The sequence below is a fragment of the Tessaracoccus sp. MC1627 genome, assembly GCF_014164725.1.
GTDB lineage: Bacteria > Actinomycetota > Actinomycetes > Propionibacteriales > Propionibacteriaceae > Arachnia.
Genome location: NZ_JACJGA010000008.1, coordinates 66,515 through 91,671 on the forward strand (window position 1 = coordinate 66,515; position 25,157 = coordinate 91,671).

At 69.3% G+C, this 25,157-nt stretch carries 25 protein-coding genes; 10 read left to right on the forward strand and 15 right to left on the reverse strand.

Annotation, left to right across the window (positions count from 1 at the left end; all coding sequences use genetic code 11):
* Nucleotides 1–16: 16 nt before the first annotated feature.
* Entirely contained in the window at nt 17–394 is a 378-nt protein-coding gene (locus H5399_RS15235) for a hypothetical protein (RefSeq protein ID WP_182784151.1), read from the reverse strand.
* Nucleotides 395–562: 168 nt separating this feature from the next.
* On the opposite strand from H5399_RS15235, the gene H5399_RS15240 reads away from it, so the two are divergent.
* Together H5399_RS15240 and H5399_RS15245 are read left to right on the forward strand one after the other, a co-directional pair.
* Entirely contained in the window at nt 563–814 is a 252-nt protein-coding gene (locus tag H5399_RS15240) for a WhiB family transcriptional regulator (protein ID WP_182784153.1), read from the forward strand.
* A 27-nt stretch (nt 815–841) separates the two neighbouring features.
* Nucleotides 842–1,405, forward strand: coding sequence for a protein-L-isoaspartate O-methyltransferase (locus tag H5399_RS15245; protein WP_182784155.1), 564 nt, complete (start codon nt 842–844; stop codon nt 1,403–1,405).
* 4 nt (nt 1,406–1,409) lie between these two features.
* Here the strand turns inward: H5399_RS15245 and H5399_RS15250 are convergent, their stop codons facing one another.
* Nucleotides 1,410–2,852: a sensor histidine kinase gene (locus H5399_RS15250; RefSeq protein ID WP_182784361.1), complete on the reverse strand. Its 1,443-nt coding sequence runs from the start codon at nt 2,850–2,852 to the stop codon at nt 1,410–1,412.
* A gap of 97 nt (nt 2,853–2,949) precedes the next feature.
* On the opposite strand from H5399_RS15250, the gene H5399_RS18655 reads away from it, so the two are divergent.
* On the forward strand, nt 2,950–3,024 hold the full coding sequence (locus tag H5399_RS18655) for a 50S ribosomal protein bL37 (protein ID WP_370585812.1): 75 nt from the start codon (nt 2,950–2,952) through the stop codon (nt 3,022–3,024).
* A gap of 65 nt (nt 3,025–3,089) precedes the next feature.
* Here H5399_RS18655 and H5399_RS15255 read toward each other — a convergent pair whose 3' ends face one another.
* The 3 genes from H5399_RS15255 to H5399_RS15265 all read right to left on the reverse strand — a co-directional run bounded on the left by H5399_RS15255 (nt 3,090) and on the right by H5399_RS15265 (nt 4,830).
* Nucleotides 3,090–3,347 (reverse strand): mycothiol system anti-sigma-R factor, encoded by a 258-nt coding sequence (locus H5399_RS15255; RefSeq protein WP_182784157.1) that lies wholly within the window; start codon nt 3,345–3,347, stop codon nt 3,090–3,092.
* A 14-nt stretch (nt 3,348–3,361) separates the two neighbouring features.
* Nucleotides 3,362–3,976: a sigma-70 family RNA polymerase sigma factor gene (locus tag H5399_RS15260; protein ID WP_182784363.1), complete on the reverse strand. Its 615-nt coding sequence runs from the start codon at nt 3,974–3,976 to the stop codon at nt 3,362–3,364.
* A gap of 158 nt (nt 3,977–4,134) precedes the next feature.
* Nucleotides 4,135–4,830 (reverse strand): SOS response-associated peptidase, encoded by a 696-nt coding sequence (locus tag H5399_RS15265; RefSeq protein WP_182784159.1) that lies wholly within the window; start codon nt 4,828–4,830, stop codon nt 4,135–4,137.
* Between the two features lie 25 nt (nt 4,831–4,855).
* Between H5399_RS15265 and H5399_RS15270 the strand changes: the two genes are divergently transcribed.
* Genes H5399_RS15270 through H5399_RS15285 form a run of 4 tightly spaced genes read left to right on the forward strand, consistent with a single transcriptional unit; the run spans nt 4,856 to nt 8,539 of the window.
* Nucleotides 4,856–5,470, forward strand: coding sequence for a DoxX family membrane protein (locus tag H5399_RS15270; protein WP_182784161.1), 615 nt, complete (start codon nt 4,856–4,858; stop codon nt 5,468–5,470).
* Nucleotides 5,470–6,726 (forward strand): 3-phosphoshikimate 1-carboxyvinyltransferase, encoded by a 1,257-nt coding sequence (gene aroA, locus H5399_RS15275; protein ID WP_182784163.1) that lies wholly within the window; start codon nt 5,470–5,472, stop codon nt 6,724–6,726. The genes H5399_RS15270 and aroA overlap by 1 nt, the downstream gene beginning before the upstream one ends.
* A 7-nt stretch (nt 6,727–6,733) precedes the next feature.
* Nucleotides 6,734–7,708, forward strand: coding sequence for a ribosome small subunit-dependent GTPase A (rsgA, locus tag H5399_RS15280; protein WP_182784165.1), 975 nt, complete (start codon nt 6,734–6,736; stop codon nt 7,706–7,708).
* A 30-nt stretch (nt 7,709–7,738) separates the two neighbouring features.
* A complete protein-coding gene (locus H5399_RS15285; RefSeq protein ID WP_182784167.1) occupies nt 7,739–8,539 on the forward strand; it encodes an inositol monophosphatase family protein in 801 nt (266 codons plus the stop codon).
* A gap of 276 nt (nt 8,540–8,815) precedes the next feature.
* Here H5399_RS15285 and H5399_RS15290 read toward each other — a convergent pair whose 3' ends face one another.
* From H5399_RS15290 to H5399_RS15320, 7 genes are all read right to left on the reverse strand, one after another.
* On the reverse strand, nt 8,816–9,127 hold the full coding sequence (locus H5399_RS15290; protein WP_182784169.1) for a GIY-YIG nuclease family protein: 312 nt from the start codon (nt 9,125–9,127) through the stop codon (nt 8,816–8,818).
* Nucleotides 9,128–9,474: 347 nt separating this feature from the next.
* Nucleotides 9,475–10,665 (reverse strand): phosphoglycerate dehydrogenase, encoded by a 1,191-nt coding sequence (gene serA, locus H5399_RS15295; protein WP_182784171.1) that lies wholly within the window; start codon nt 10,663–10,665, stop codon nt 9,475–9,477.
* A gap of 59 nt (nt 10,666–10,724) precedes the next feature.
* Nucleotides 10,725–11,498, reverse strand: a complete 774-nt coding sequence (locus H5399_RS15300; RefSeq protein WP_182784173.1) for an ABC transporter ATP-binding protein — start codon at nt 11,496–11,498, stop codon at nt 10,725–10,727.
* Nucleotides 11,495–12,322 (reverse strand): ABC transporter ATP-binding protein, encoded by an 828-nt coding sequence (locus tag H5399_RS15305; RefSeq protein WP_182784175.1) that lies wholly within the window; start codon nt 12,320–12,322, stop codon nt 11,495–11,497. The genes H5399_RS15300 and H5399_RS15305 overlap by 4 nt, the downstream gene beginning before the upstream one ends.
* On the reverse strand, nt 12,319–13,128 hold the full coding sequence (locus tag H5399_RS15310; protein ID WP_182784177.1) for an ABC transporter permease: 810 nt from the start codon (nt 13,126–13,128) through the stop codon (nt 12,319–12,321). Before H5399_RS15310 ends, H5399_RS15305 begins: the two co-directional genes overlap by 4 nt.
* Nucleotides 13,125–14,084, reverse strand: a complete 960-nt coding sequence (locus H5399_RS15315) for an ABC transporter permease (protein WP_182784179.1) — start codon at nt 14,082–14,084, stop codon at nt 13,125–13,127. The genes H5399_RS15310 and H5399_RS15315 overlap by 4 nt, the downstream gene beginning before the upstream one ends.
* Nucleotides 14,085–14,087: 3 nt before the next feature.
* Nucleotides 14,088–15,593 carry an ABC transporter substrate-binding protein gene (locus H5399_RS15320; protein ID WP_220491055.1) on the reverse strand — a complete coding sequence of 502 codons (1,506 nt, stop codon included), beginning with the start codon at nt 15,591–15,593 and terminating at the stop codon, nt 14,088–14,090.
* 118 nt (nt 15,594–15,711) lie between these two features.
* On the opposite strand from H5399_RS15320, the gene H5399_RS15325 reads away from it, so the two are divergent.
* On the forward strand, nt 15,712–16,878 hold the full coding sequence (locus tag H5399_RS15325; RefSeq protein WP_182784180.1) for an aromatic acid exporter family protein: 1,167 nt from the start codon (nt 15,712–15,714) through the stop codon (nt 16,876–16,878).
* A gap of 13 nt (nt 16,879–16,891) precedes the next feature.
* Here H5399_RS15325 and H5399_RS15330 read toward each other — a convergent pair whose 3' ends face one another.
* Nucleotides 16,892–17,869: a LacI family DNA-binding transcriptional regulator gene (locus tag H5399_RS15330; RefSeq protein ID WP_182784182.1), complete on the reverse strand. Its 978-nt coding sequence runs from the start codon at nt 17,867–17,869 to the stop codon at nt 16,892–16,894.
* A 572-nt stretch (nt 17,870–18,441) separates the two neighbouring features.
* Here H5399_RS15330 and H5399_RS15335 point away from each other — a divergent pair.
* Complete coding sequence (locus H5399_RS15335; RefSeq protein ID WP_182784184.1) at nt 18,442–18,840, forward strand: hypothetical protein; 399 nt, start codon at nt 18,442–18,444, stop codon at nt 18,838–18,840.
* A 1,151-nt stretch (nt 18,841–19,991) separates the two neighbouring features.
* A complete protein-coding gene (locus H5399_RS15340; protein WP_182784186.1) occupies nt 19,992–21,410 on the forward strand; it encodes a plasmid pRiA4b ORF-3 family protein in 1,419 nt (472 codons plus the stop codon).
* 10 nt (nt 21,411–21,420) lie between these two features.
* Here the strand turns inward: H5399_RS15340 and H5399_RS15345 are convergent, their stop codons facing one another.
* Both H5399_RS15345 and H5399_RS15350 read right to left on the reverse strand, forming a co-directional pair.
* Nucleotides 21,421–22,572: a hypothetical protein gene (locus tag H5399_RS15345; protein WP_182784188.1), complete on the reverse strand. Its 1,152-nt coding sequence runs from the start codon at nt 22,570–22,572 to the stop codon at nt 21,421–21,423.
* A 162-nt stretch (nt 22,573–22,734) separates the two neighbouring features.
* Complete coding sequence (locus tag H5399_RS15350) at nt 22,735–25,029, reverse strand: ATP-dependent DNA helicase RecQ (protein WP_182784190.1); 2,295 nt, start codon at nt 25,027–25,029, stop codon at nt 22,735–22,737.
* Between the last annotated feature and the right edge of the window lie 128 nt (nt 25,030–25,157).

Below are 25,157 nucleotides of genomic sequence, written 5' to 3' on the forward strand. Positions count from 1 at the left end.
GGGGCCTCACACCAGGTCAGGGGCGTCGTTCAAGCTCTCGACGGCCCACGGCGAGCACCGCTGTGACCGCCGTCGCGAGCACGAACGGGGCCACGATCAGGCTGCCGACGAACTGGGCCCGGTCCGCGGTGGTGAGGAAGCTGCCCACCACCATCAGGTGCAGCAGCGACGAGGCCACGATCAGTCCGAGCGCCCACGGAACACGCTTGACCACCAGCCAGGCGATCAGCAGCAGCCCCGCCCCGTAGGCGATCAGCACCGCCGCGATCCCGACGCCGAACAGCCTCGCGTTGGCCGCCACGGTGGCCACCCCGATGCCGATGGTGGCCACCCCCGCCGCGGCGGTCAGGATCACGCAGATCGCGAGCAGGGGGCTTCGGAAGACGGAGTTCACGCCCCGAGCCTGCCCGACTCGGACGAAATGCCACAAGTTGCCCGGCCATTGGGTGTGGATCACCGCGTGGCCAGCAGCTATTGCCTATCGTAGGTCGCGGGGGTAGCCTGCTTGAGCTTGACGGCTATCCTTGCCCTCGATCATCCCCAACACGAAGGAGCCCCCACTATGGATTGGCGCCACAAGGCCGCCTGCCTCACGGAGGATCCGGAGTTGTTCTTTCCTGTCGGGAACACGGGCCCGGCGCTGCAGCAGATCGAGGAAGCCAAGAAGATCTGCATGCGTTGCGTCGTCCGGGAACAGTGCCTGTCATGGGCGCTGGAGGCAGGTCAGGATCATGGGGTGTGGGGCGGTCTGAGCGAGGACGAGCGTCGGGCCATCAAGCGCCGCGCCGCTCGCTCGCGGTTGCGCAACTCCTGAGCCGTCCCTGCGCGGCACACTTGTGGGATGACGGACAGGCTTCAGAAGGCCTTCGACGCAGCCCCTCGGAGGCAGTTCCTCCCTCTGGATCAGCGCCACCTCAGTGACCTCGACGCCCCGCTGGCCATCGGCCACGGAGCCACCAACTCGCAGCCGTCCACAATGCGCTTCATGCTCGAACTCCTGGACGCGCAGCCCGGGCAACGCGTGCTTGACGTCGGCAGCGGTTCCGGGTGGACCACCGCGCTGCTCGCGGAGCTCGTGGGCGCCGATGGGCTGGTGATCGGCGTCGACATTACCCCTGAGCTGGTGTCGATGGGCCGCACGAACCTGGGCGGCGGGCGGCCGTGGGCCCGCGTCGAGCTGGCGCAACCAAGTGTGCTGGGGTGGCCCGCCGAGGCGCCGTTCGACCGGATCCTGGTGTCGGCCGATGGGGGCCGGGTCCCCCCCGAACTCGAGGACCAGCTCGCGCCGGACGGGCGCATGGTCCTCCCGGCGGACCGGGAGATGGTGGTGGTGCACAGGCGTCCCGACGGGGCCGTCCGTCGGCGTCGGGCCAAGGGCCTGTTCAGCTTCGTTCCTCTGCGCTGACCAGTCAGGCGACGACGGCGGGCACCTGAAGGGCGATCGTGGCCACCGTCCCCTGCGTGTCGTGCCGGTTCTCGATGGTCAGCGTGCCGTGCAGGTCCTTGATCAGGGTGGAGATGATCGCCAACCCGAGCGAGGTCTGATTGCCCAGGACGAAATCCTCCGGCAGTCCATGACCGGCGTCGACGATCCTGATCGTGAGAGCATCACCCACCCGCTCGGGCAGCACCTCGACATACCCGGAGGAGCCGTCCAGCCCGTGCTCGACGGCGTTCTGGCAGAGCTCGGTCACCACCATGGACAGAGAGGTGGCCATCTCCGCCGGGATCACCCCGAACGATCCACGTCGCACAGCTTTGACGATGCCGTGGGACGCCGCCAGGTCCCCCACCATGTCCAGGATCTTGTCGCACACCTCGTCGAAGGCCACCGCCTCGCCCAGGCTGTAGCTCAGCGTCTCGTGCACCATCGCGATGGAGGACACCCTCCGCATCGCGTCGCGCAGCGCCTCCTTGCCCTCGGGTGACGACAGCCGGCGCGACTGCATCCGCAGCAGCGCGGCCACCGTCTGCAGGTTGTTCTTCACGCGGTGGTGGATCTCCCGGATGGTGGCGTCCTTGGTGACCAGCATCCGGTCGCGGCGGCGGAGGTCCGTCGTGTCGCGGCAGAGCACCAGCATGCCGGCGGAGGTGTACTCGAGCCACAGCGGGAGCAGCACGAAGCGCATCGAGGCGCCCCGTGACTCGACGTCGAACTCCAGCGTGAGCCGGCCGTCGAGATCGGCGTCCACGGTCTGCCCCATCGATTCGACTCGGTCGCGCAGCTGGCGCGTCAGGTCGCGGAAGTGCTCCCCCTCGATGTCGCCGACGGCACCGAGGCGGCGGAAGCCGGTCACGGCGTTGGGGCTCGCGTACGAGATGACGCCGTCCGGCATCACCCTGAGGACGCCGTCGGCGGCGCGCGGCGCCAACGCCTTGTCCGACGGCGTGACCAGCGGGAACTCGCCGCGCATGAGCATCTGGGTGAGGATCTCGGCGGCCTCGATGAAGTTCTCCTCCAGCGCGCCGGTGGCCCGCATCCCCATCTGGTTGGTGTGGCGTTCGATGACCGCGATGGGACGGTCGTGCCGCAGCACCGGGATGGCCCACACATCCACTGGGATCCCGGCACCCAACTCGTTGTCGCTGGTCTCGGCGATGGCGTGCGTCATGAACGCGACCGTCACCTGATGATCGGGCTCGAACTCGATCGTCTCCCCGACGATGTCCTCCTCCAGTGCGGTCGGTCCCGTCACCGGCCGCACCTGCGCGGTGCACGAGAACACCTCGCCCTCCTCGGTGAGGGGCTTCCACAGCACCAGATCCGAAAAACTGAGGTCGGCCAGCAGATGCCACTGGGAGACGAAGGCGTCCAGCCACTCGTCGTCGGTCAGCTTTCCGAGGTCTCGCATCACGGACCCAGCTTGCCATGGATGGGCTTTAGCATGCGCGGGGGTCGATCTGGCACAATGTGGTGTCCTACAGCTACTGAAATACAAGGAGACTCTCATGGGTAAGACCGGACGCAAGCGTCGCGCTCGCCGCAAGAACAAGGCCAACCACGGCAAGCGTCCCAACACCTGAGCCGAGGCCCCGAAAACCAATAAGCCCCCGCGGATCCCTGCGGGGGCTGTTGCGTTGTCCTGTGATCAGTGGGTGCGGGTCACTCGCATCGTCTGGATCCGCGCACTCAGCGTGGCCGGCGCCTTGGCCGCCAGCTGACTGCGCTGGATCATCTCGGTGATCGTGGACTCGATCTCGAAGTTCTCCATACATCGCTCACAGGCGTGCAGGTGCAGCCGGATCAGGTCCGCGTCACCCTCGAGGAGCTCGTTGCGCAGGAACGAATGGACCTGCGAGAGCGCCTGCACGCACTCGTCCATCTCGTCGTGCTCGTGCGAGGACATGTCCGGATCCGCCATCACCGTCCCCCACTCCTGCGGCCGATGCCATTGTCACGTGCGTAATCTGCCAGCAGGTCCCGGAGCTGCGAGCGGCCCCTGTTGAGCCTGCTCATGACCGTGCCGATGGGCGTGCCCATGATCTCGGCGATCTCCTTGTAGGAGAAGCCCTCCACGTCGCTGAGCAGCACCGCCATCCGGAAGTTCTCAGGCAGCTGTGCGATGGCCTCGGCCACGGCCCCGTCCGGGGTCTGGTCCAGGGCCTCCATCTCGGCGCTGCGCAGTCCGGCCGAATCGTGCGAGGCCGCGCGGGCGAGCTGCCAGTCCGAGACCGCCTCGTCGCTGCTGGATTGTGGGGAGCGCTGCGCCTTGCGGTAGGCGTTGATGTAGGTGTTGGTCAGGATCCTGTACAGCCAGGCCTTCAGATTGGTGCCCGGCGTGAAGGTGCGGCGCGACGCGAACGCCTTGGCGTAGGTCTCCTGGACGATGTCCTCTGCGTCGGCAGGGTTGCGGGTCATTCGCATAGCGGCGGCGTAGAGCCGGTCCACATGGCTCAGCGCTTCCTCCTCGAACGCCTCTGCTTCGGCGTCGAGGGTGTCTGCGTCCCCGGGGGCCGCGGCGAGCTCGCTGTCCATCAGAAGAGAGAATAGCGCCCCCGCGACAATTGCCTCCGCCTCAGCCACCACGACGGCGTCAGCTGCGGGCCGGGCGAGCCGGGGCGCCAGGGGCTTGACGTTCATGTAGCACCACAACGCACACCCCCGGGGGTCTATTCCCGGCGGTGCCCACAAGGTCAGCCGGGCAGTGCCTCGATGAGCTGCGGGCCATCGGTGCCCACCGTGTTGACCGCCCGCGACACCTTCAGGTGTGCCAGCGACGTCGGCGCCTGCAGCAGCGACACCGCCGCCTGCGCGTCCGTCAACCCTGGATCCAGCCAGTGGTCCCAGGACTGGCGAGGGACGGTCATCGGCATCCGGTCGTGCACCCAGCCGAGCTCGTCGGTGGCCTCCGTCGTGAGGATGGTGGTGGAGGTCAGCCATCCGTCGGGCCCCCTCCAGAACTCATAGAGGCCGGCCATCACCAGAAGGCCTGACGACGGACGCAGGAAGTAGGGCTGCTTGACCGGCTTGGCTGCGCCCTCGGGCGTCTCAGAGCGCCACTCGTAGTAGCCGACGGCGGGCAGCAGGCAGCGGCGGGCCGCCGCCGCCTTGCGGTAGGCCGGCTTCTCGGTGACGGTCTCGACGCGGGCGTTGATCATGGTGGAGCCCGGAGCCTTGGCCCAGCTGGGCACCAGGCCCCAGCGGAGCGGCACCAGCTTGCGCGTCACCTGTCCCTCGGAGGCCCGGTCCAGGACGCCCGGAACCAGGTCCGTGGGGGCGATGTTGTAGCGGGGGGCGCACACCTCAGCCATCTCGTCGGCCACGAAGGAGATCTCGAACTCCTCGACAAGCTCATCGGGATTCGCGGTGGCCGCGTAACGTCCGCACATGCCTGAAGCCTAGTAGTGTGGCGGCATGAGTCTGCTGCGATTTGTTGCCCGGAGTCTGTTCGCCAGCTACTTCATCGCCGAGGGGGTGAAGGCTGTCACCAGGCCCGCTGAGCTCGCGCCCGATGCCGAGCGCTTCACCTCCGCTGTCTCGCCGCTCCTCCAGCGCGTGGTGCCGGCAGACGTCGCCTCGTACGTGCCTGAGAAGGCCGAGACGTGGGTGCGCCTCTCGGGCGTGGCGCAGATCGCCGGCGGCGCGATGTACGCCACGGGGATCGGCCGTCGCCTGGGTGCGCTGCTGCTGGCCAAGGCGTCGGTGCTGAACCTCGCCATCGCCCTGCCGGACAAGGACGCCACCAAGGTGGCCAAGGACGCGGCCCGGCCCGAGGTGATGCGCAACGCTGCGCTGCTGGGCGCCGCGATGCTCGCCGCGCAGGACACCGAGGGCAAGCCCAGCCTCTCCTGGCGGGCTGATCACGCCGCGAAGGTCACCGAGAAGAAGGCGGCCGCCCTGGGCGGGGACGTGAGCCGGTCGGCCCAGAAGGCCGCCGATCGCGCCGAGAAGCGGGCGAGGCAGCTCGCCAAGCGGGCACGCAGGTCGGCCAAGGCATTCAGCAAGAAGATCGAGGCCACCGTCAGCTGATGACGTACCCGCTACCCCGTGCCCTGACCCCCGTCGAGGGTCAGGTGCTCGTGCCCGGCTCGAAGTCGGAGACCAACCGGGCCCTGGTGCTGGCCGCCCTGGCAGACGCAGCCAGCACCCTGACTGGTGCTTTGGAGTCGCGGGACTCCGCGCTGATGATAGGTGCCCTCAGGGCTCTCGGCGTGCGAGTCGAGGACCGTGGGGAGACGCTTGTCGTGTCACCTCCCCAGCGCTTCAAGGGGGCCGCGCAGATAGACTGCGGGCTTGCCGGCACTGTGATGAGATTCGTGCCGCCGCTGGCGCTGCTGGCCGACAGTCCGTCGTCGTTCGTCGGTGACCCACACGCCAGCCAACGCCCCATGGGCCCGCTCCTGGACGGGCTGCGTCAATTGGGTGCGGTGATCTCCGGCGATGCCCTTCCCTTCACCCTCACCCCGCCCGCCGAGCCGCGTTCGACGGCCAACATCGACGCGTCGGGATCCAGCCAGTTCATCTCCGGTCTCCTGCTCGTCGGCGCCCGGCTTCCCCGCGGCCTGACGCTGAGACACACCGGAGACCGGTTGCCGTCGCGGCCCCACATCGAGATGACGGCAAGCATGCTGCGCGACGTCGGGGTGCAGGTGGTGGAGCAGGACGACAGGACCTGGCAGGTGTTCCCCGGCAGGATGGCGGCCCGCAGTCACACCATCGAGCCGGATCTCACCAACGCCGCGGTGTTCCTCGCGGCCGCTGCGGTCACGGGCGGGCGGGTCACCGTCCCCGGCTGGCCGAGGCGCAGCCTGCAGCCAGGCGCCGTGTTCCTCGATGTGGTCACGGCGATGGGGGCCACGGTGGAGCGCTCGGTGGGCACTGCGACGGTCGCCGGGACAGGGCGGCTCACGGGCATCGACGTGGACCTCACCACCGCCTCCGAGCTCACGCCCGTGGTCGCGGCGCTGGGGGCGCTCGCCGAGGGCACCACCAGCATCCGCGGCGTCGCCCACATCCGTGGGCACGAGACGGACCGGCTCGCGGCTCTGGTGACCGAGCTGCGCCGGCTGGGCGCCGAGGCAGAGGAGACCGAGGACGGGCTCCGGATCGTCGGCGGCGGGGAGCTCAGGCCGGCTGTCCTGCACACCTACGCCGACCACAGGATGGTGCACTTCGCGGCGCTCCTGGCACTCAGGGTGCGGGGGATCGAAGTCACGGACATCGAGTGCGTGTCCAAGACGATGCCGCACTTCGCGCGGGACTGGAACGGGCTGATCCGCCCGTGAGGCACCGGTGAAGTCCCTGCGCGAGGACGACCACAGCGGCTTCGACAGGCCCCGCCGTCGCTCAAGGCCCCGCACCAAGGAGCGGCCTGACTACTCGGAGCTCCCCGTGGCCCGCGTCATTTCCGTGGACCGGGGACGCTACCGCTGCACCCTCAACGGCAACGACGTCACGGCGGTGCGCGGACGGCTGATCGACCGCAAGGGCGGTGTGCTCGTCGGCGACAACGTCAGGCTGGACGGGGACTCCACCGGCGAGGAGGGCACCCTGTCGCGCATCGTGGAGGTGCTGGAGCGCACCACGGTGCTTCGCCGCTCCGCAGACGACGCCGACACCTTCGAGCGGCCCATCGTCGCGAACGCGGATCAACTGTTCATCGTCACGGCCCTTGCGGACCCTCCCCCACGGATGGGCATGATCGACCGGATCCTGGTGGCGGCCTTCGACGCCCGCATCAACCCGGTGCTGTGCCTCACCAAGGCGGATCTGGCCAGCCCCGTCGAGTTGCGGCACGCCTACGAGCCGCTGGGGGTTCCCATTCTGGTGACCGATCCGGAGGCGGACCTGACCGCCGTGCGGGAGGCCCTCCGAGACCGGGTGACGGTGTTCGTCGGGCACTCCGGGGTGGGGAAGTCCACGCTGGTCAACCGCCTCATTCCCGGCGCGGGGCGCGCGACAGCGGAGGTGAGCGAGCTGACCGGCAAGGGGCGGCACACCTCCACGTCGGCCATCGCGATGGAGCTCCCGGGTGGCGGCTGGATCATCGACACCCCAGGCGTGCGCTCCTTCGGCATCAGCCACGTGCAGACCACCTCGATCCTGGGCGCCTTCCCGGACCTGGCGGAGTTCGCCGAGGACTGCCCCCGTGGCTGCAGCCACCTCACCGGAGTGATCGAGTGCGCCCTCGACGATGCCGTCGCCGCGGGGACGCTGGCCCCTGAGCGGCTGGCCTCGTTCCGCCGGATGGGCCGGGCGTTCACCTGAATCGTGGGCCCGACGCGCTAGGTTTGGCCCATGGCTGTCTCGAAGGACCTCACAGACGATCTGCGCCTGGCGCACCTCATGGCAGACGACGCGGATTCGCTGTCGATGAGCAAGTTCAAGGCTCAGGATCTGAGGTTCACCAGCAAGCCGGACAACACCCCGGTGACGGAGGCGGACACCGCCGTCGAGGAGTCCATCCGCCGCACCCTCGCCCGCACCCGGCCCCGCGATGCGGTCCACGGCGAGGAGTTCAGTGACACCGGAAAGTCGTCGCGGCGCTGGATCATCGATCCCATCGACGGCACCAAGAACTACCTGCGTGGCGTGCCCGTCTGGGCCACGCTGATCGCCCTGGAGGTCGACGGGGAGATCGCCGCCTCCGTGGTGTCGGCCCCAGCGCTGAACAGACGGTGGTGGGCCAGCACCGGCGGCGGCGCCTACACGGGACGCTCGCTCCTCAGCTCGACCGAGCTGCGGGTGAGCCGCGTTGAAACCATCAGTGACGCGTCGCTGTCCTACTCGGACATCGCTGAGTGGGTGGACACCGGCCGCGGCCAGGGCTTCATCGACCTGATGCGCAGCTCGTGGCGGACCCGTGCCTACGGCGACTTCTGGAGCTACATGCTGGTGGCCGAGGGCTCCGTGGACGTGGCGTGCGAGCCGGACCTCGAGCTGTACGACATGGCCGCCCTCGAGGTGATCGTCCGCGAGGCGGGCGGCCGGTTCAGCAACCTCGACGGTGTCGACGGCGTGGGCGGCCCGGGGGCTCTGGCCACCAACGGTCTGCTCCACCACGCCGCCATGGAGTTCCTGCGCGCTCCCGTCGCTTAGTCCACCGACTCCTGAGGAGGCCCACGTCGCGAAGCGACCCCTCGGCCCCTCCCCCTCGCTCCCTGAGGAGGCCCACGTCGCGAAGCGACCGTCGGCCGTCTCGAAGGGTCGAATCGCAACCTGACAAGCGACCCCACCCAAGGGCCAGATACAACCCTTCGAGACGAGCCCCGCCGCTCCGCGGACGGCTCTCCTCAGGGAACGAAAGGCACGAGCCCCGCCGCTCCGCGGACGGCTCTCCTCAGGGAACGAAAGGCACGAGCCCCGTGAGAAATGTCAGCTCGCAGTTGTTCCGGCGGGGCCACTGTCGGCCGGACCTCCTCGACGCGCCAGCCGCGGCAGATCCTCGAATCGCCCGTCGATCAGCGCCTGCTTCTTCGCTCGACTCCAGCCGTGGAGCCTACGTTCCATGTCATAGGCCTCACCGATGTTCTCGAACTCCTGCGCCCACACCATCTTCACCGGTAGCCGCTTCGATGTGAATCGGGACCCGCCGAAGCCGTGCTCCCAGGCGCGCTGTTCGATGTTGCGCGTCGACCCGACGTAGAAGAACCCGTCGGCGCACTCGAGGATGTATGTCCATGCCATGTAGCCATCAGACCAGCGGCCCCGCGAGTCTTCAAGTGGTCAACCGGTGGCTGTGGATAACCCATGCGCTCCGCTGGACGGTCGCGTCACAACCCTTCGAGACGAGCCCCGCCGCTCCGCGGGCGGCTCTCCTCAGGGAACGAAAGGCACGAGCCCCGCCGCTCCGCGGACGGCTCTCCTCAGGGAACGAAGGCACGAGCCCCGCCGCTCCGCGGACGGCTCTCCTCGGGAACGAAGGCACGAGCCCCGCAGCTCAGTCCACCGATCCCTGAGGAGGCCTACGTCGCGAAGCGACCGTCGGCCGTCTCGAAGGGTCGAATCGCAACCTGACAAGCGACCCAGAGGCGTCAGAGGACGCGGACGCGCACCGTCTCGTCGAGCGCCTCAAGGTCCGCCAGCAGCCCGTCGTACTTCTCGCCCTGCACGTCGGTGACCACGTAGCCCAACTGGCCGCGGGTGGCCAGCGTCTGGGAACCGATGTTCATGTTGTGCGTGGCGAACAGCTGGTTCAGCCGCGCCAGGACGCCGGGCACGTTGTGGTGCAGGTGCACCACGCGCGCCGTCGACGTGGGGCCGGCCGGCACCTCGGGGAGGTTGACGCTCATCGATGTCGATCCGAGGGTCTCGTAGTCGTTGAGCTTGCCTGCGACGAAGCGGCCGATATCCACCTGGGCCTCCTGCGTCGAGCCTCCCACGTGAGGGGTGAGGATCACGTTGCTGAGTCCCTGCAGCTTGGAGACGAACGGCTCGTCCTTGGCCTTCGGCTCCGAGGGGAACACGTCGATCGCGGCGCCGGCGACGTGGCCGGAGACGAGGTTGTCGTAGAGCGCGTCAAGGTCCACCACGGCCCCGCGACACAGGTTGAGGAAGAGCGAACGCGGCCGCATCGCGGCGAACTGCTCCGCGCCGAACATGTCCTTGTTCTCGGGGCGACCGTCCACGTGCAGAGACACGGTCTCGGCCTCTCCGAGCAGCTCCTCGAGGGAGTCGACGCGGCGCGCGTTGCCGAGCGCCAGCCGGTCCACCAGGTCGTAGAAGATCACCCGCATCCCCAGCGACTCCGCGACAACCGACAGCTGAGAGCCGATGTTGCCGTAGCCGATGATGCCGAGGGTACGGCCGCGCACCTCGTGCGAGCCGACTGCGGACTTGTCCCAGATCCCTGCGTGCATATCGCGGTTGCGGTCCGTGAGCCGGCGGGCCATGGAGATGATCTCGGCGATGGCCAGCTCCACGACGGAGCGCGTGTTGGAGTAGGGCGCGTTGAACACCGCGACACCATGGTCCGTGGCCGCCTCCAGGTCGATCTGGTTGGTGCCGATGCAGAAGGCGCCGATGGCGCTGAGCTGCGGCGCCGACTCGAGGGCGGCACGCGTGACGTAGGTGCGCGATCGGATGCCGAGGTAGTCCACCCCCTTGAGGGCGGCCATCAGGTCCCGCTCGGCCAGCGCCCCGGGCCGGGAGTCGACCTCGTAGCCCTTGGCCTGGAGAGCCTTGACGGCGTCGGCGTGGATGTTCTCAAGTAGCAGTGCCTTCACGCTGGGCATTCTAGGGCCGCGCGACCCGGTGCCCCGAACCCGTCCGCTCGCGGCGTAGGTCAGAGGGTCAGGGTGGCGTCCACCAGGGCCGCGGTGTAGGGGTGCCTGGGCGCGCCCAGCACATCGGCGACGGTGCCCTGCTCGACGATCCGTCCAGCGTTGACCACCACCACCCGCTCGCACAAGTGCCGCACGATAGACAGATCGTGGGAGACGAGCACCAACGTGAGCGAGCGCTCCTGGACCTCCGCGGTGAGCAGGTTCAGCACCTGCGCCCGGACCGAGACGTCGAGCGCCGAGACCGGCTCGTCGGCCACCAGGAGCGACGGGTCGCTGATCAATGCCCGCGCGATGGCCACCCGCTGCCGCTGCCCGCCGGAGAGCTGGTGTGGGAAACGGTCCATCATCTCCTCCGTCAGCCCCACGCCGAGCAGCGCCCCGGCGACGACGTCCCGGGTGGGCTCCGGCACGTCGCCGCGACCGCGGAGCACGGGAGACCGCAGCGGTTCGGCCACGATGTCGCCCAGCCGCATCCTCGGGTTCAGGGAGGAGTTCGGGTCCTGGAACACCATCGACGCCGCAGACCGCAGGAAGCCACGGTCCCTCTCCTTCAACCCGACGATGGATCGGCCGTCGAAGAGCACGTCGCCGTGCGACGGCGGCTGCAACCCCAGCATCAGGCGCGCCATCGTCGTCTTGCCGGATCCGGAGCCGCCGACGATGCCGATGCGCTCCCCCCGACCGACCTCGAGGTCGATGCCGTGGAGCGCGACGAACGGCCTGCCCGCCCTGCGGTAGGTGACCTCGGCGTCACGCAGCTCCACCAGGCTCATGAGGAGACTCCAGGGTAGTAGTCCTCGACGCTGGGCAGCGGCTGCCCCGGCTGCACCCGGTCTATCCTCGCCGACGCGATGAGCCCCTGCGTGTAGGGGTGACGGGGCTGGGCGATGACCTCGTCGATGGTGCCCTGCTCCACGATCTCGCCCTGCAGCATCACCGCCACCCGTTGGCACACCTGCCGCACCACAGCCAGGTCGTGCGAGACGAACACCGCGGCCCGGTCCGCGAGCTGCTCGGCGAGGAGGAGCAGGATCTGGCGCTGCACCAGCACGTCGAGGGCTGTGGTGGGCTCGTCGCAGAGCACCAGGCCGGGCTGGTTGGCCAGCGCCATCGCGATCAGCGCCCGTTGCCGCTGCCCACCGGAGAGCTCGTGAGGATAGGAGTCGGCGATGCGGTCGGGCTCGGTGATGCCGACGCGGCCCAGCCAGGTGAGCACCTCGTCGTGGATGGCGCCGCGCCGCTCGCCGTGGTGCAGCGCCACCACCTCGCCCACCTGACGACCCACCTTCATGGTGGGGTCCAGCGCCGTCATCGGTTCCTGGAAGATCATGGAGATCTCGTCGCCGCGCAGCTTCTGGAGCTCGCGCTCGGGGAGGCCCACGAGCTCGCGCCCACCAAGCTTGATGCTGCCGGAGATGCGGGCGTGGGCTGGCAGCAGGCCCATGATGGCGAGCGCCGTCACGGACTTCCCGGAGCCCGACTGGCCGATGATGCCCAGCCGCTCACGCTCGTCGACGGCGAAGCTGATCCCACGCAGCGCCGGCTGCCGGCTTCCGCCGAATTCGACGCGGAGATCTGTGACCTCGAGGTAGCTCATCGGATCTCCCTCAGCCTCGGGTCCAGCAGGTCCCGCAGCCCGTCTCCGAGCAGGTTGAACCCCATGGTGGCCACCGCGATGGCCAGCCCTGGCCACAGCGCCAGCAGCGGGGCGTTGAAGATGTAGCCCTGCGCCTCCCGCAGCATCCGCCCCCAGGTGGGGGCCTCGGGACCGGAGCCGAGGCCGAGGTAGGACAGGCCCGCCTCGGCGAGGATCGCGATGCCGATGCTCACCGAGACCTGCACGCCGACGATCGGGGCGATGTTGGGCAGCACGTGCCGCCACGCGACGGCGAGGTGCGGGGTGCCGCTGAGCCTGGCCGCCTCCACGTAGCCCTGGCTCATCACCTGCAGCGTGGCCGCCCGCGCGATGCGCACGAATGCGGGGATCGAGGCGAGCGCGATGGCCATCATCGCGGTCCAGGTGGAGCCCCCCAGCGCGGCGGCGAAGAGGATGGCCAGCAGCAACGCGGGGAACCCGTACAGGATGTCGGCGAGGCGCGCGGGGATCTCTCCCAGCCAGCCGCGGACCATTCCGGAGACGATGCCCAACGGCACGCCGATCAAGGCCGCCACCGCCACAGAGACGATGCCGACGAGCAGGCAGATCTTGGCGCCGCTGAGGAGCCGGGAGAAGATGTCCCCACCCAGGCCGTCGGTGCCCAGCAGGTACGGCCAGCCGGGGGGCTGCAGCCCCGTGGACACCACTGCGTCGGGTGGGAACGGGGTCCAGACCAGGCCGAGGGCGGCCATCACGACCACGATCCCGATGAGCATGGCCCCCAGGTAGAGCGTGCCGCGCTTCATCGGGCGTCACCGCTTCGCCGCAGCCGCGGGTCGATGATCTGGTAGGCGATGTCGACGAGGAAGTTGATCACCAGCACCGCCCAGACCAGCAGCAGGACGATTGCCTGAACCACGCCGAGGTCGCGCTGCGAGACCGCCAGCAGGAGGGAGGATCCGAGCCCGGGCAGCGCGAACACCTGCTCGATGATGATCGCTCCCACCAGGAGTGTCGCGAGTTGCAGCCCGATGACGGTCAGTAGCGAGATGGCCGCGTTGCGCAGCCCGTGGCGCCACAGCGCTCCGGTGTATGACCACCCGACGGCGCGGGCCGTGCGGAAGTAGTCCTCATGGATCACCTCCAGGACCGAGCTGCGGACGTAGCGGGAGATGACGCTGGCCTGCACGATGGCCAGGGATGTGACCGGCAGGATCAGGTGCCGGATCCACTCCCCCACCGAATCCCAGTAGGAGACGTATCCGCCGGCCGGGAGCCAACGGAGTTGCACCGCGAAGAGGACCACGAGCCAGATACCGGCCCAGAAGGCGGGCACCGCGAGACCCACCTGGGAGAGGGCCGAGACCACCACCCCGTCGGCGTGGCGGCGACGGACGGCGGCATAGGCGCCCACGGGGAGCGCGATGAGGATGGCCGCCAGCATGCCGAAGAGGATCAGCCAGGCCGACACCTCCAGCCGCGACGCGATCAGCGGTGCAATGGGCCGGCGGCTGAAGTAGGACACCCCGAAGTCGAACCGCACCGCCCCCCAGAGCCACTCGAGATACCTGGCGAGGAAGGGGCGGTCGAGGCCCAGCTCGGCCCGCAGCCGCTCCGCCTCGCCGGGTGAGGCGTTGGTGCCGAGGATCACCTGGGCGATGTCGCCGGGCAGCGCGTTGGTGGCGGCGAAGATCAGCAGGGAGGCGAGCAGGAGGCTCGCGAGCAGCCACGCCACCCGCGCGGCCGCCCGGCGAAGGGCCATGGGTCAGCTCCTGGCAGCAATCGTGGTGAGATCGAAGGCGAGGCTGATCTGGTTGGCCTGGATGCCGGAGATCTCGGGAGTGGTGATGATGAGGTTGGGCAGCAGGAACAGCCAGCTGGCCGCCGCGTCGTCGGCCAGAATCCGGGCGGCCTGCCTGAGCTTGGCCACCTGCTCCTCGGGTGTGCCGGCGTCCGCCTCGGTGACCAGTTCCTGGAACTCGGGGTTGTCGTAGCCCCAGTAGTACTCGGGGTTGGCGAAGGCGCCGATGTCGCGGGGTTCGACATGGGCCACGATGGTCATGTCGTAGTCGTGCGCGGTGTAGACCAGATCCAGCCAGCGGGCGGGGAACTCCAGCTCGTCGAGCTCGACGGTGATCCCCACCTCCTGCAGCTTGGCCGCGATGTAGCGGCCGGCCGGGGGCCCGTAGGGAAGGTTCGGCACCCGCAGCCGCAGGGTGAGGCCGGTGGCGTAGCCCGCCTCTGCGAGGAGCTCGCGCGCCTTGGCCTGGTCGAAGGGGTAGGTGTCGGACAGGTCCTCGAACCAGGGGTCCGTGGGCGGCACCATGGAGCCGATCAGGGTGCCCTTGCCGCCCCATGCGGCGTCGATGAGGGCCTCACGGTCGATGGCGTGGTTGATGGCCTGACGCACCTTGAGGTCCTGCAGCGCGGGGGTGCGGTGGTTGAACCCGAGCACCACCTCGCCGTCGGTGGTGCCCTCGTGGACGGTGAAGCGCTCCTCGTCGTCGAACTGGCCGATGGCCTGGGGCACCGTCAGGTTGGAGATGATGTCCAGCTGCCCGGCGAGCATCGCGGTGTTCATGGCGTTGGGGTCCGCGTAGTAGCGGAAGATGACCGATCCGAACCTGCTGGGTGTGGCCCAGTAGCTGGGGTTGGCCTTGAGCTCCACAGAGGAGCCCTCCTCCCACGCCACGAACTGGAACGGGCCGGAGCCGGCGGGGGTGGTGTCCAGGTTGGCGGCGCCGGTGGGGTCCGTGACGATCCCGGCCGGGCCGGTCATCTCGTAGAGCCACTGGTTCGACGGCTGGTTGAGCGTGACCTCGACGGTGTCCTCGTCGAGGGCTTCGATGGTGTCCACGGCGGCCCACTTGCCCTTGATCTGGTCGGTGGCCGCGGCGCCCCGGTTTCGTTCGAAGCTCTCGACGACCGCCTCTGCGGTGACGTCCGTGCCGGAGGCGAAGCGGGCGCCCGAGTCGATGGTGAAGGTGTAGACCGTGTTGTCCTCGGAGGTGAGCCACTCTGAGGCGAGCAGCGGCCGGATCGTTCCCTCACCGTCGAGCTTCACCAGGGTCTCGTAGACGTTGTAGAGGAGCACGAAGGGCGTGCCCGCGCCTGAGACGGTGATCATGTCCAGACCGGCGGGCTCACCGGTGGCCCCGATGGTGAGGGTGCGCGCCTCCTCCTCTTCCTCGACGGGCGGGCGGGTGCAGGCCCCCAGTGCCGTCGACAGCATAAGGACCATGACGATCCCCAGGGTGCGGGCTCGGCGCATTTCTTGGGTTCCCTTCCGGCAACGGTCAACGGCTGGTTCAGTCTACCCACCGGGCACCTCTCACACCCGCGACGCTCTCCACGGGCGCAAACATGGCCGAGACGGCAGGATAGGCGCCATGGCGGAGGAGCAGGGGCACGGGTTCTCGTGGCACGACACGGGGCGCGCGCTGCAACGGGCCTCGATCAGGGCCTTCGACGTGTCGGAGCGCACCGCCAGGCGGGGGTGGCGCTCTCAGCAGCGGCGCGTGGGACGGTGGCGGTCGCGGCTGTTCATGATCCTGCAGATCTCGCTGGCGGCCGGAGCATCGTGGTGGATCGCCCGGCGTCTTCTGGGCCATGAGGAACCGTTCCTCGCCACGGTGGCCGCCATCATCTGTCTGGGTTTCTCCTTCGGCCAGCGTCTGGGCCGCGTGGTCGAGGTGGCCGTTGGGGTCACCATCGGGGTGTTCGTGGGCGACGTGTTCGTGCACTACTTCGGCACCGGCGTCTGGCAGATCATCCTGGTGGTGGCCGTAGCGATGTCCATCACCACCTGGCTGGGGGCGCGCACCCTGATGGTGACGCAGTCGGCGGTCCAGGCGGCGGCGGTCCTCACGGTGCTCCCCGGCGTCGACGCCGGCATCTCCCGGTGGCAGGACGCTCTGGTGGGATGCGCCGTGGCGCTCCTGTTCGCCACGGTGGCGCCCACGTCACCGATCGATCGTCCGAGAATGATCGCGGCCAAGGTTCTCCACGAGGCGGCCATCACGGTGCGCGCGATGGTGGGCGCCCTGCAGAGGCACGACGTCGACGCGGCGGAGCAGCTCCTGACCCGGGCACGCGCCACGGAGGGTGAGCTGTCCGCGCTGCTTGCCGCCTCGTCGGAGGGCATGGCCGTGGTCCGCACCTCACCCTTCCTCCGGCGGCATCGTGACGCCGCGCTGCAGGTGGCGGACCTCGTCGTCCCGCTGGACCGGTTCATCCGCAACCTGCGGGTGCTGGCGCGCCGGTGTGCGGTGGCCGCGCACCGGGGTGAGACCGTGCCGGAGGAATACCTGGAGCTCTTGGCCGAGTTCGCGCAGGTGATCGACGAGTGCGCGGCAGAGCTGTTCGCCCGCAGGCTCCCCACAGCCAAGCTGGACGCGCTGCGCGCGCTGGCCGAGCGGTCGGCCCACGTGCCGATCCTGCCGAAGCTCTCCTCCACCGTGGTGCTGGCCCAGGTCCGCTCGATGCTGGTGGACCTCTTGGAGTTGTGTGGGGAGGACTACACCGACGCCAGGGACGCCGTCCCTGACATGGACTGACGCAACCCTCGGCTCAGTTCCCGCGGGCCTCCAGGACCGGCTTGACCAACACGCCGCCCGCCTCCTCGTCGACTCCTGTCATCTGCACCAAGGCCTTCTCGAAGACCAGCCGGGCCAGTTCGTCCACGGGCTGCCTGAGGCTGGGGATTCCGATGGCCCGCGCCACCGGGCTGTCGTCGAAGCCCACCACATGCGTCCGAGTCACGCCCTGGTTCGCGAGGAAGGCCCCCAGCGCCAGCGCGTCTGAGGCGCAGACGGCGGCCGTCGCGCCGCGGGTCAGCAGCTCGGCCATGCCCGCGCCGCCCGCGTCCACCGAATCCTCGCCCTCGACGGTGAGCCGACGGGCGTCGTCGTCACCCAGCGCCATGGCAGCCTGCCAGCCCGCGCGGCGATCGGCCCCCACGGGTGAACCGTCGGACCAGCCGATGAACCCGATCTGCTCGTGCCCGCGGGCCTGCAGGAAGCGCACGGCCTCACAAGCCCCGGCGCGACCATCGACGTCCACCCACTGGCCGTGGTCCTCTGCGCCCCACGGCCGCCCGAACGCCACGAAGGCCACACCCGCTTCGGCCAGGCAGGCGGGGCGATCGTCGCCGGTCCAGGTGTCGGTGAGGATCCCCCCGTCGATCGCGAGGGTGGCGCGCAACTCCACAAGCCGCTCCACCTCCTCGTCCCGCGAATCGGCCGGAAACACGACGACGCGGTAGCCGCGCTCGTCCGCGACCGTGACGAGCTCGCGCAGGAAGTCGTCCATGAAGGCGCCGGAGATGCCGTTGCGAGGCGGGCTGAGCCGGATGCCCACGGCCATGGCGCGCTGGTTGCGAAGCGCTCGCGCCGCGGCGGAGGGCCGATAGCCGGAGTTGTCGATCGCGGCCTGGACCCGGGCCCTGGTCTCGGCCCTGACTCGGTCAGGGAAGTTGATGACGTTCGAGATGGTCTGGCGTGAGACCCTCAGCTCCGCGGCCAGACTGGCGAGCGTCGGCTTCTTCATTGGGCCTCCGTTGATCGTTCAAGGTGCCGCCATGCTCCAACCCCCGCCGCTCGGGTGTCAACGACAACGACCGAATCGTTACCGTTCTGACACCCACCGACGATGCCGTCAGGCACCTGGTCCTGCCACCCCACACTCGCAGTGACCGTCACGCACTGCTGGCCGAGAAGGTGGCGATCAACCGTTGGCTGAGGTGCCGCGAAGGAACTGGAACCCTTCCCGTTGGCTGAGGAGCCGCGCAGCGGCCTCGAGCCCTCCCCGACGGCTGAGGTACCGCGAAGCGGGCTCGAGCCCTCCCCGACGGCTGAGGTGCCGCGAAGCGGGCTGGAGCCCTTCCCGCTGGCTGAGGAGCCGCCGATCGGCGGCGAGGGCATTCACCGTTGGCTGAGGTGCCGCGCAGCGGCCTCGAAGCCTAAGAAACGCGAGCTGGCAAGCCAACTCACCCGACGCATCGAGGCCTCGACACCGTCGCCGCCCCCCCAGCAACCACCAGAAAAACTTCTCAAAGAATTTCTGCCCGGCGCCCCTGCTGGGAGCCAAAAATGTCAGTGGTCGGACATAGCGTGGAACCCATGAAGGACAAGGCACACGAGATCGCGGAGCAGTTGCGCTCCGCCGACGAACTGCGCCGCTTCGCCGAAGCCCAGACCCTGACCCTGCTGTGTGATCTGGCGGACCACTACGAGGTTGACTATGACCAGGTGCTGGAGGTGCTGGCTGAGCGCAGGGTGGTGGTCGGGGGTATCGGGACCCCGGCGGTCTCCGAGTTCATCGGCTTGGAACTTGCCGGGTTGCTGCGCTGCCCACCGATCGTGGCTGCCTCGAAGCTGGCTGATGCTTTGAGCTTGAAGCATCGCCACCCGCGGCTGTATGGGGCGGTGCAGGAGGGCCGGATCGAGGCGGCCAGGGCCTGTAAGGCGGCCGACCTGTGCCGCGAGCTACCCGCCGAGGGGGCCGACGCCGTCACCTGAGGCAACTGGAGAGGGGACGGCCCTCGCCCGCGTCGCGAAGCAACCGCAGGACGTCTCCAAGGATCGAGAACCCGCGGCCAAACGCAAGGGTGAGGGACGGCAGGGCGGCACCGCGCCGCGGTGCCCAACCCGACGATCACCCCGCTGGCATCCCGCTCAAGCAGACCCAACCCCAACGCCGCCCTTCCGGCCCGCACCCGGACAAGACCACGCCACAGGCACGACGAGTGCGGGGAGACGGGCGACGGTGCCCGGGCGGCCGCACCCCCCCCCCCCCCGGGCCCCGCCCCCCGGCCCCCCGCACCCGACCACCAGATCCCGTGAAGGTGGTAGTCACGACCCTTCGAGACGGGCCACGCCGCTCCGCGGGCGGCCCTCCTCAGGGACCGGGAAAGGACCGGTCAGGGACCGGGAAAGGACCGGCCACTAGAAAAGCTGGAGCTCGCCGTCCACCTCCACACCGACGCCCTCGGCCACCTCACCGGCACCGCCCGCACCTGGCGCGCCGACCAACCCAGACCAGGTCAGCTCTACTGGTCCAGTCCCCTGGGCTACCGCTACGAAGTCACCCCCAGCGGCACCCGCATGCTCGCCTAACGGCGGGACGACTCGCTCGGCCACGAGCAACCACCAGCACGGCGACGGGGACCACCCGTCGCGTACTTCACACGCCCAGAACCCGCCAGGTGGCGGTGGTGGCCAGGATCATGACCACTGGGACGATCGGCCACCATTTCCCCAGGCCTCTCCAGGCCAGCCACGCGGGGATCCCAAGACTGCTGGCGATTCCCATGCCCAGAAGGAGGAGATATCCGAGCCGCGGCGCAGTGTCCCGCGGGCGCCCGAGCCCTGTCAGCTCCAGCCTTACGGCCAAGAGGCATGCCGCGACGATTGCCGCGCCCAGCAGAGCTGAGCCGATTGCCGCCACGGCCCACGCGTGAGATCGTGCAGGCGCCATCATCGCTGAAGCGTCCCTTCCTGCTCTCACATCAGTAGCCTACGCACGTGAGGTAGCACCACCTCGGTTCGTCGGGCGAGACGACGGTCTCTCGCTGAGCGTCGGCCGAGAAGAGGCCCCACGTGGGCTTCAGGGCGCTGGTGGCTGCCCATTCCGGATCGGAGGAGCTTCCACGAGCCGCTAGCGTTGAGCCATGACCGGAACCGACCCAGCAGAAGCCGAGTTTCGCCGTCGATTCGAGCAGGCGGTCTCGGGAACCGAGCTGGCCGACCTACGACGGCTCGCCACGGTCCTGACCAGCGATCTCGCCACGCCTGTGCGCCCGGAACTCCGGCGGCCGCGGCTCGCGGGGCCAATGATCTATCACGTCCGCGCCGAGCTTCGCGATTCGAACCCGCCGATCTGGCGAACCCTCGCGCTCCGCTCAGATCTGCCTCTTGAGATGGTCCATCACACGCTGCAGATGGCGTTTGTGTGGAGTGGCGCCCACCTGTATCGGTTCTCGCTCGGCGGCGATCCTTTCGATCGCTCGGCCCAGATCTTCCTGTGCGAGTTCGACGTCGAGGAAGAGGATCCGGCCGACGGCGAATCCGCGGCCGCCGCCGACGTCAGGTTGGACGAGGTCCTCCAGCATCCCGGCGACGTCCTGAACTACGTCTACGACTACGGCGACCACTGGGACATCACCCTCCGCCTGGAGCAGGTTCTGCCGATGCTGCCGGGCGATGCCCCCGCGCTGGTGGTCGACGGTGCGCGAGCAGCCCCGCCCGAGGACTGCGGCGGGCTGCGCGACGCTGAATCGCTGGCCGAGTTCCTCTACGACCCCGAACTCTTCGACGCCGCCGAACTCAACGCCTGGCTGCTCGATCCCGGATTCAGGGCCACGATGACCTCGCTGCCGCACCGATTGGTGATCATGCTGATGAGCTTGTCGCACGACGAGGCGGCGCTTCAATTGCTCGAACGCCTCATCGATTTGCCGGAGATGGACGACGACCCGGTCCCGGTCGAGGCGTTGGCCCCGATCCAGTGGTTCCTCGACGCCGCGGCGGGCAACGGGTTGGAGATGACGAGCGCCGGCTACCTGAAGCCGGCGCGCGTCTCGGAGGCCGCGGCCATGCTTCCCGGCATGAGTGGATGGATCGGTGCGGTGAACCGGGAGGGATCGGCCCTCCCCCTGTTGCGCTTCCGTCTCACGCTGCAGCGCCTGGGGCTGCTGAGGGTGTACAACGGCAGGCTGAAGTCCACGAGGCTGGGGAAGAAGCTTCAGAAGGACCCGGCCGCACTGTGGGCGGGCCTGGCGGGACTGGTCATCCCGTCGGCCGAGGGCTTCGAACGCGACGCGGCCCTCCTCATGTTGGCCTACGCGGCCACCGATGAGAGGGGCGCCGTCCCCGCCGATGAGGTGGCCTCGATGCTGACCCGGCTGGGCTGGCAGCTCGGCGACCATGGACCAATCCTGGGCCACCACCTCTACCAGGAGCTCTCACCGGTGCTGCAGAACCTGGGTGACTCCCCCACGCTCCGTCAGCGCATTTCGGGCCTGGCGACGGGACCCTCAGGTTCCCGGCTCGCCAGGGCGGCCCTCATGGCCGACGGGCGCAAGGAGTGACCCGCCGGGCTCAGTAGCGCAGGATCGCGGCCAACTCGCTGTCCGCCACCACCTCCTGCGACGTGGCGTGGACCATGCCCCCGTACGCGAGCGTGTGCCTGGCCGCGGACTCCACCTCCTCGCACACGGCGAAGCGGTCGTCGGTCCCGAGACGGACGACGGGAGGGTCGCCGCCGTCCTCGACCCGCTCCCAGCACCACGGATCCGAGCGGATGAACAGCGTCTCGACGCGGCCCTGCTCCGCAGCGTCGCTCACCGCGTCCACATCACTGGACACCTGGCCGCCGGTGCCCTTCAGGTCGTGGAAACGCGAAATGAGCCGGGTCCGATCGGCTCGAAGCCGGCCCTCGACCAGCGGCCACGCCACCTGATGCAGCTCGTCGGCCGACAGCTCGTCGGGGCTGCGGAGCACTGCCTCGTCAAGCACCTCGGAGTAGGTGTTGAGCTCCCGGTAGGCGGACACGTTCTGCTCCAGGCCAACTAGCACCAGCGGGGCCGTCTGGCCGGCCAGTACCTCGCGGAGGCCTGCCTCCACCTCGCGGAAGAACCGCATCACATCGTCCTTCTTCGCCTCGTCCGCGCCCACGCCGTGGCCGTAGAAGACGGCCCTGCCCCCGCGCCCAGCGGTCAACGACCGGGCCATGGAGTCTGAGCGTCCGCTGGGCTCCACCACGTCTCTCAGGCTCGTGGGAACGTCGTCGAGTTCGATCTGGCGCACAGTGTGCCGGCTGCCATCCATCAGACGCACGGAGCCCTGGCTGATGGCCAGCAGCAGGAAGTGCGCGTCGCCGGAGAGCAGCCGCATCAGGGGGCCGGTCACGAAGTGCTCACCGACGGCGGCGAGGGTGGGCAGGGACGCCGGGATACGGACCATCTGGGAACCGGCCGGGGTGAGGAACATCGCCAGGCCGTCGCTCATGTACTGCCAGGCCAGGTTGTTGTTGAGCAGTTCGCGCGCTGGGGCCAGGAGGGCCTCGACGTCTGGCCGACGCATCTCCTCGAGCAAGACGGCCTCAGCACCGTGCACGAGGTTCTTCCACTGCACCTGATCAGCTTGGATTCCACTGCCGAAGCGGTGGGTGGGCAGCATCAGCGACACGTGGATTCCGTCGGCCTCGGACGCGACGAGCGACTGGATGTCCGAGCGGTTGAGTAGGTCCATGGATCCTCCTGAAGTCGGGATCCTTCCAGCGTACGACCATCGCCACGGCTCCGGTCCGGCCTTGGCAAGTTCGCCGGCGCGGCCCCGATGGGGCCGTCGATCCGTCTCTGCCGGGCCGCCCCGGAACCACTGGGCGGGCTCAGCGTGGGATCAGCCCTTCCGTCAGCCCACCGACCCGAGCGCCAGCGGGAGCACCGCAGTGGCCCCCGCCCGACGAAGGAGCCGCCCGGCCACCGTCATGGTCCAGCGCGAATCGACGAGGTCGTCCACCAGGAGGATCGGGCCGTCGAGACTCGCGAGCCGCTCTGTCATGGCCGGAGGCACGACGAAGCGGTCCCAGAGATCGCGGACGCGGTAGGCACTGTTGGTGGAGCCCCGAAGCCGTTCAGCGCCTGGGCTGAGCCCGAGCGGGCCGAGGACCTCCAGACGTCCGGCTGCCGCGATGCCCGTGGCGACCGACTCAACCAGACGAGGACGCCCGAGGCTCGGCACCCACGCCACCGCAACCGGACGCGCGTCCCATCCCCACTCCTTGAGGACGCGAAGACACGCCCTGCCCAGCTCGGGCGGCACCTCGGCGTCCATAGGGTTGCCGTCGCGGTCGGCCGCGAACAGCTCACGCAGCGGCCCGCCCCATCCCAGATCCGAGAGACGCGCGACCGCCCGCCCCGCCGCGAGCTGCTCCTCGGGCGGGATCTTGCCCTTGACCGGACGACCGTCGATGCGGACGCTCAGCCTGTCGAGCCCGGTGGGCCACAGCACGCGCGGCGCCAGCGGGACTCCGACCCGGTCCAGTGCCGTCTGGGCGCCCTGGCCGGCGGCCAGCGTCACCCCCGTCGGGTACCACGGACCGGCACAGGAGTCGCAGCGACCGCAGGCCGCGGCGTGCGGGTCATCCAGCTCCGCGGTCAGGAACGCCATCCGGCATTCGTCGAGCTGCTCGTAGGCGAGCATGGCGCGTTGCTCCTGCTGGCGGGCCGCGGCGATGCGCCCGTAGCGGTCGGCATCGTAGGTCCACGGGGCCCCCGTCGAGACCCAGCCGCCCTTCACGGACTCCACCGCACCGTCGACCGCCAGCACCTTGAGGAGCAGTTCCAGCGGACCCCGCTTGATGTCGACCCGGGCCTCCAGCGCAGCCACCGACAGGGGGCGGTCAGCCTCGGCGAGGGCTGCCAAGGCCGCGTCGGCCTTGCGCTGGGTGGGCATCGCGTTCGTCGCGAAGTAGTGCCAGATCGCCTGATCCTCGGCGCCCGGCAGCAGCAGCACGTCAGCGCTCTCGGTGGCGCGACCGGCCCGGCCGACCTGCTGGTAGTACGCAACGGGCGAGCTCGGCGCACCGAGGTGGACGACGAAGCCCAGATCAGGCTTGTCGAAGCCCATCCCGAGGGCTGAGGTGGCGATGAGCGCCTTTACCTCATTGCGTTTCAACGCCTCCTCGGCGACCAGACGCTCGGCCGGATCCGTACGGCCGGTGTAGGCGAGGACGCGATGGCCTGCCTTGGCGAGCAGCGCGGCCGTGTCCTCGGCGGCGGCGACGGTGAGGCAGTACACGATGCCGCTCCCCGGGAGCGCCGCGAGATGTTCGCTGAGCCAGGCCAGGCGGCGCCAGGGCGTGCCGAGATCAAGGACGCCGAGCCGCAGCGAGTCGCGGCCCAGCGCGCCGCGGAGGGTGAACACCTCACGCCCACCGGCAGCCATCTGTTCGGCCACATCGTCGACAACCCGGGCGTTGGCTGTCGCGGTGGTGGCCAGGACGGGGACGCCATCGGGCAGGTCCGCGATGAGGTCACGGATGCGCCGGTAGTCCGGCCTGAAGTCGTGACCCCAGTCGCTGATGCAGTGTGCCTCGTCGATCACCAGAAGGCCACAGGTCGCGACGAGCCGGGGCAGCTGTTCCGCCCGGAAAATCGGGTTGACGAGGCGCTCAGGTGAGACGAAGAGAACGTCGATCGAGTCTGCGGCCAGCAACTCCTCGATGTCGCGCCACTCGGTCACGTTGGCCGAGTTGATCGCCGAGGCTCGGACGCCTGCCCGTTCAGCTGCTGCCACCTGGTCACGCATCAGCGCCAGGAGGGGCGACACGATCAGCGCCGGCCCCGACCCGGCCCTGCGTTGCAGCAGGGCGGAGATGAAGTAGACCGCCGACTTTCCCCATCCCGTGCGCTGGACCACTAAGGCCCGACGGTGATCCGCCACCAGGGCTTCGATCGCCTCGTACTGCCCGGGGTGGAAATCGGCCTCCGCGCTCCCGGTGAGGGCCTTCAGGATCTGCAGAGCCTCGTCACGAAGACCGGCCGCCGATCGTTGCACCGCCCGGGCGGGCTCCCTGCGAACCGTGTCAGGCCGCCGTCGGGCGGGCGCCACGGGCTCACGCGCCCACGCCTCGTCGAGGTCGTCCGGCGGGAGGGTCTCCGGGTCTGGTGGTGGCTCGTCCAACCATGCGGGCGGCTGCGTCATGCCACCACCCTCCCATCCGCCGCTGACACTTGCACGTGAGCCTGCTCCTGCGACGCGCTGCGGCCACCGACGTGGCCCGGACAAGGAAGAACTCCCGCCCAGCCGAGGCTGGACGGGAGTTCTTCGTG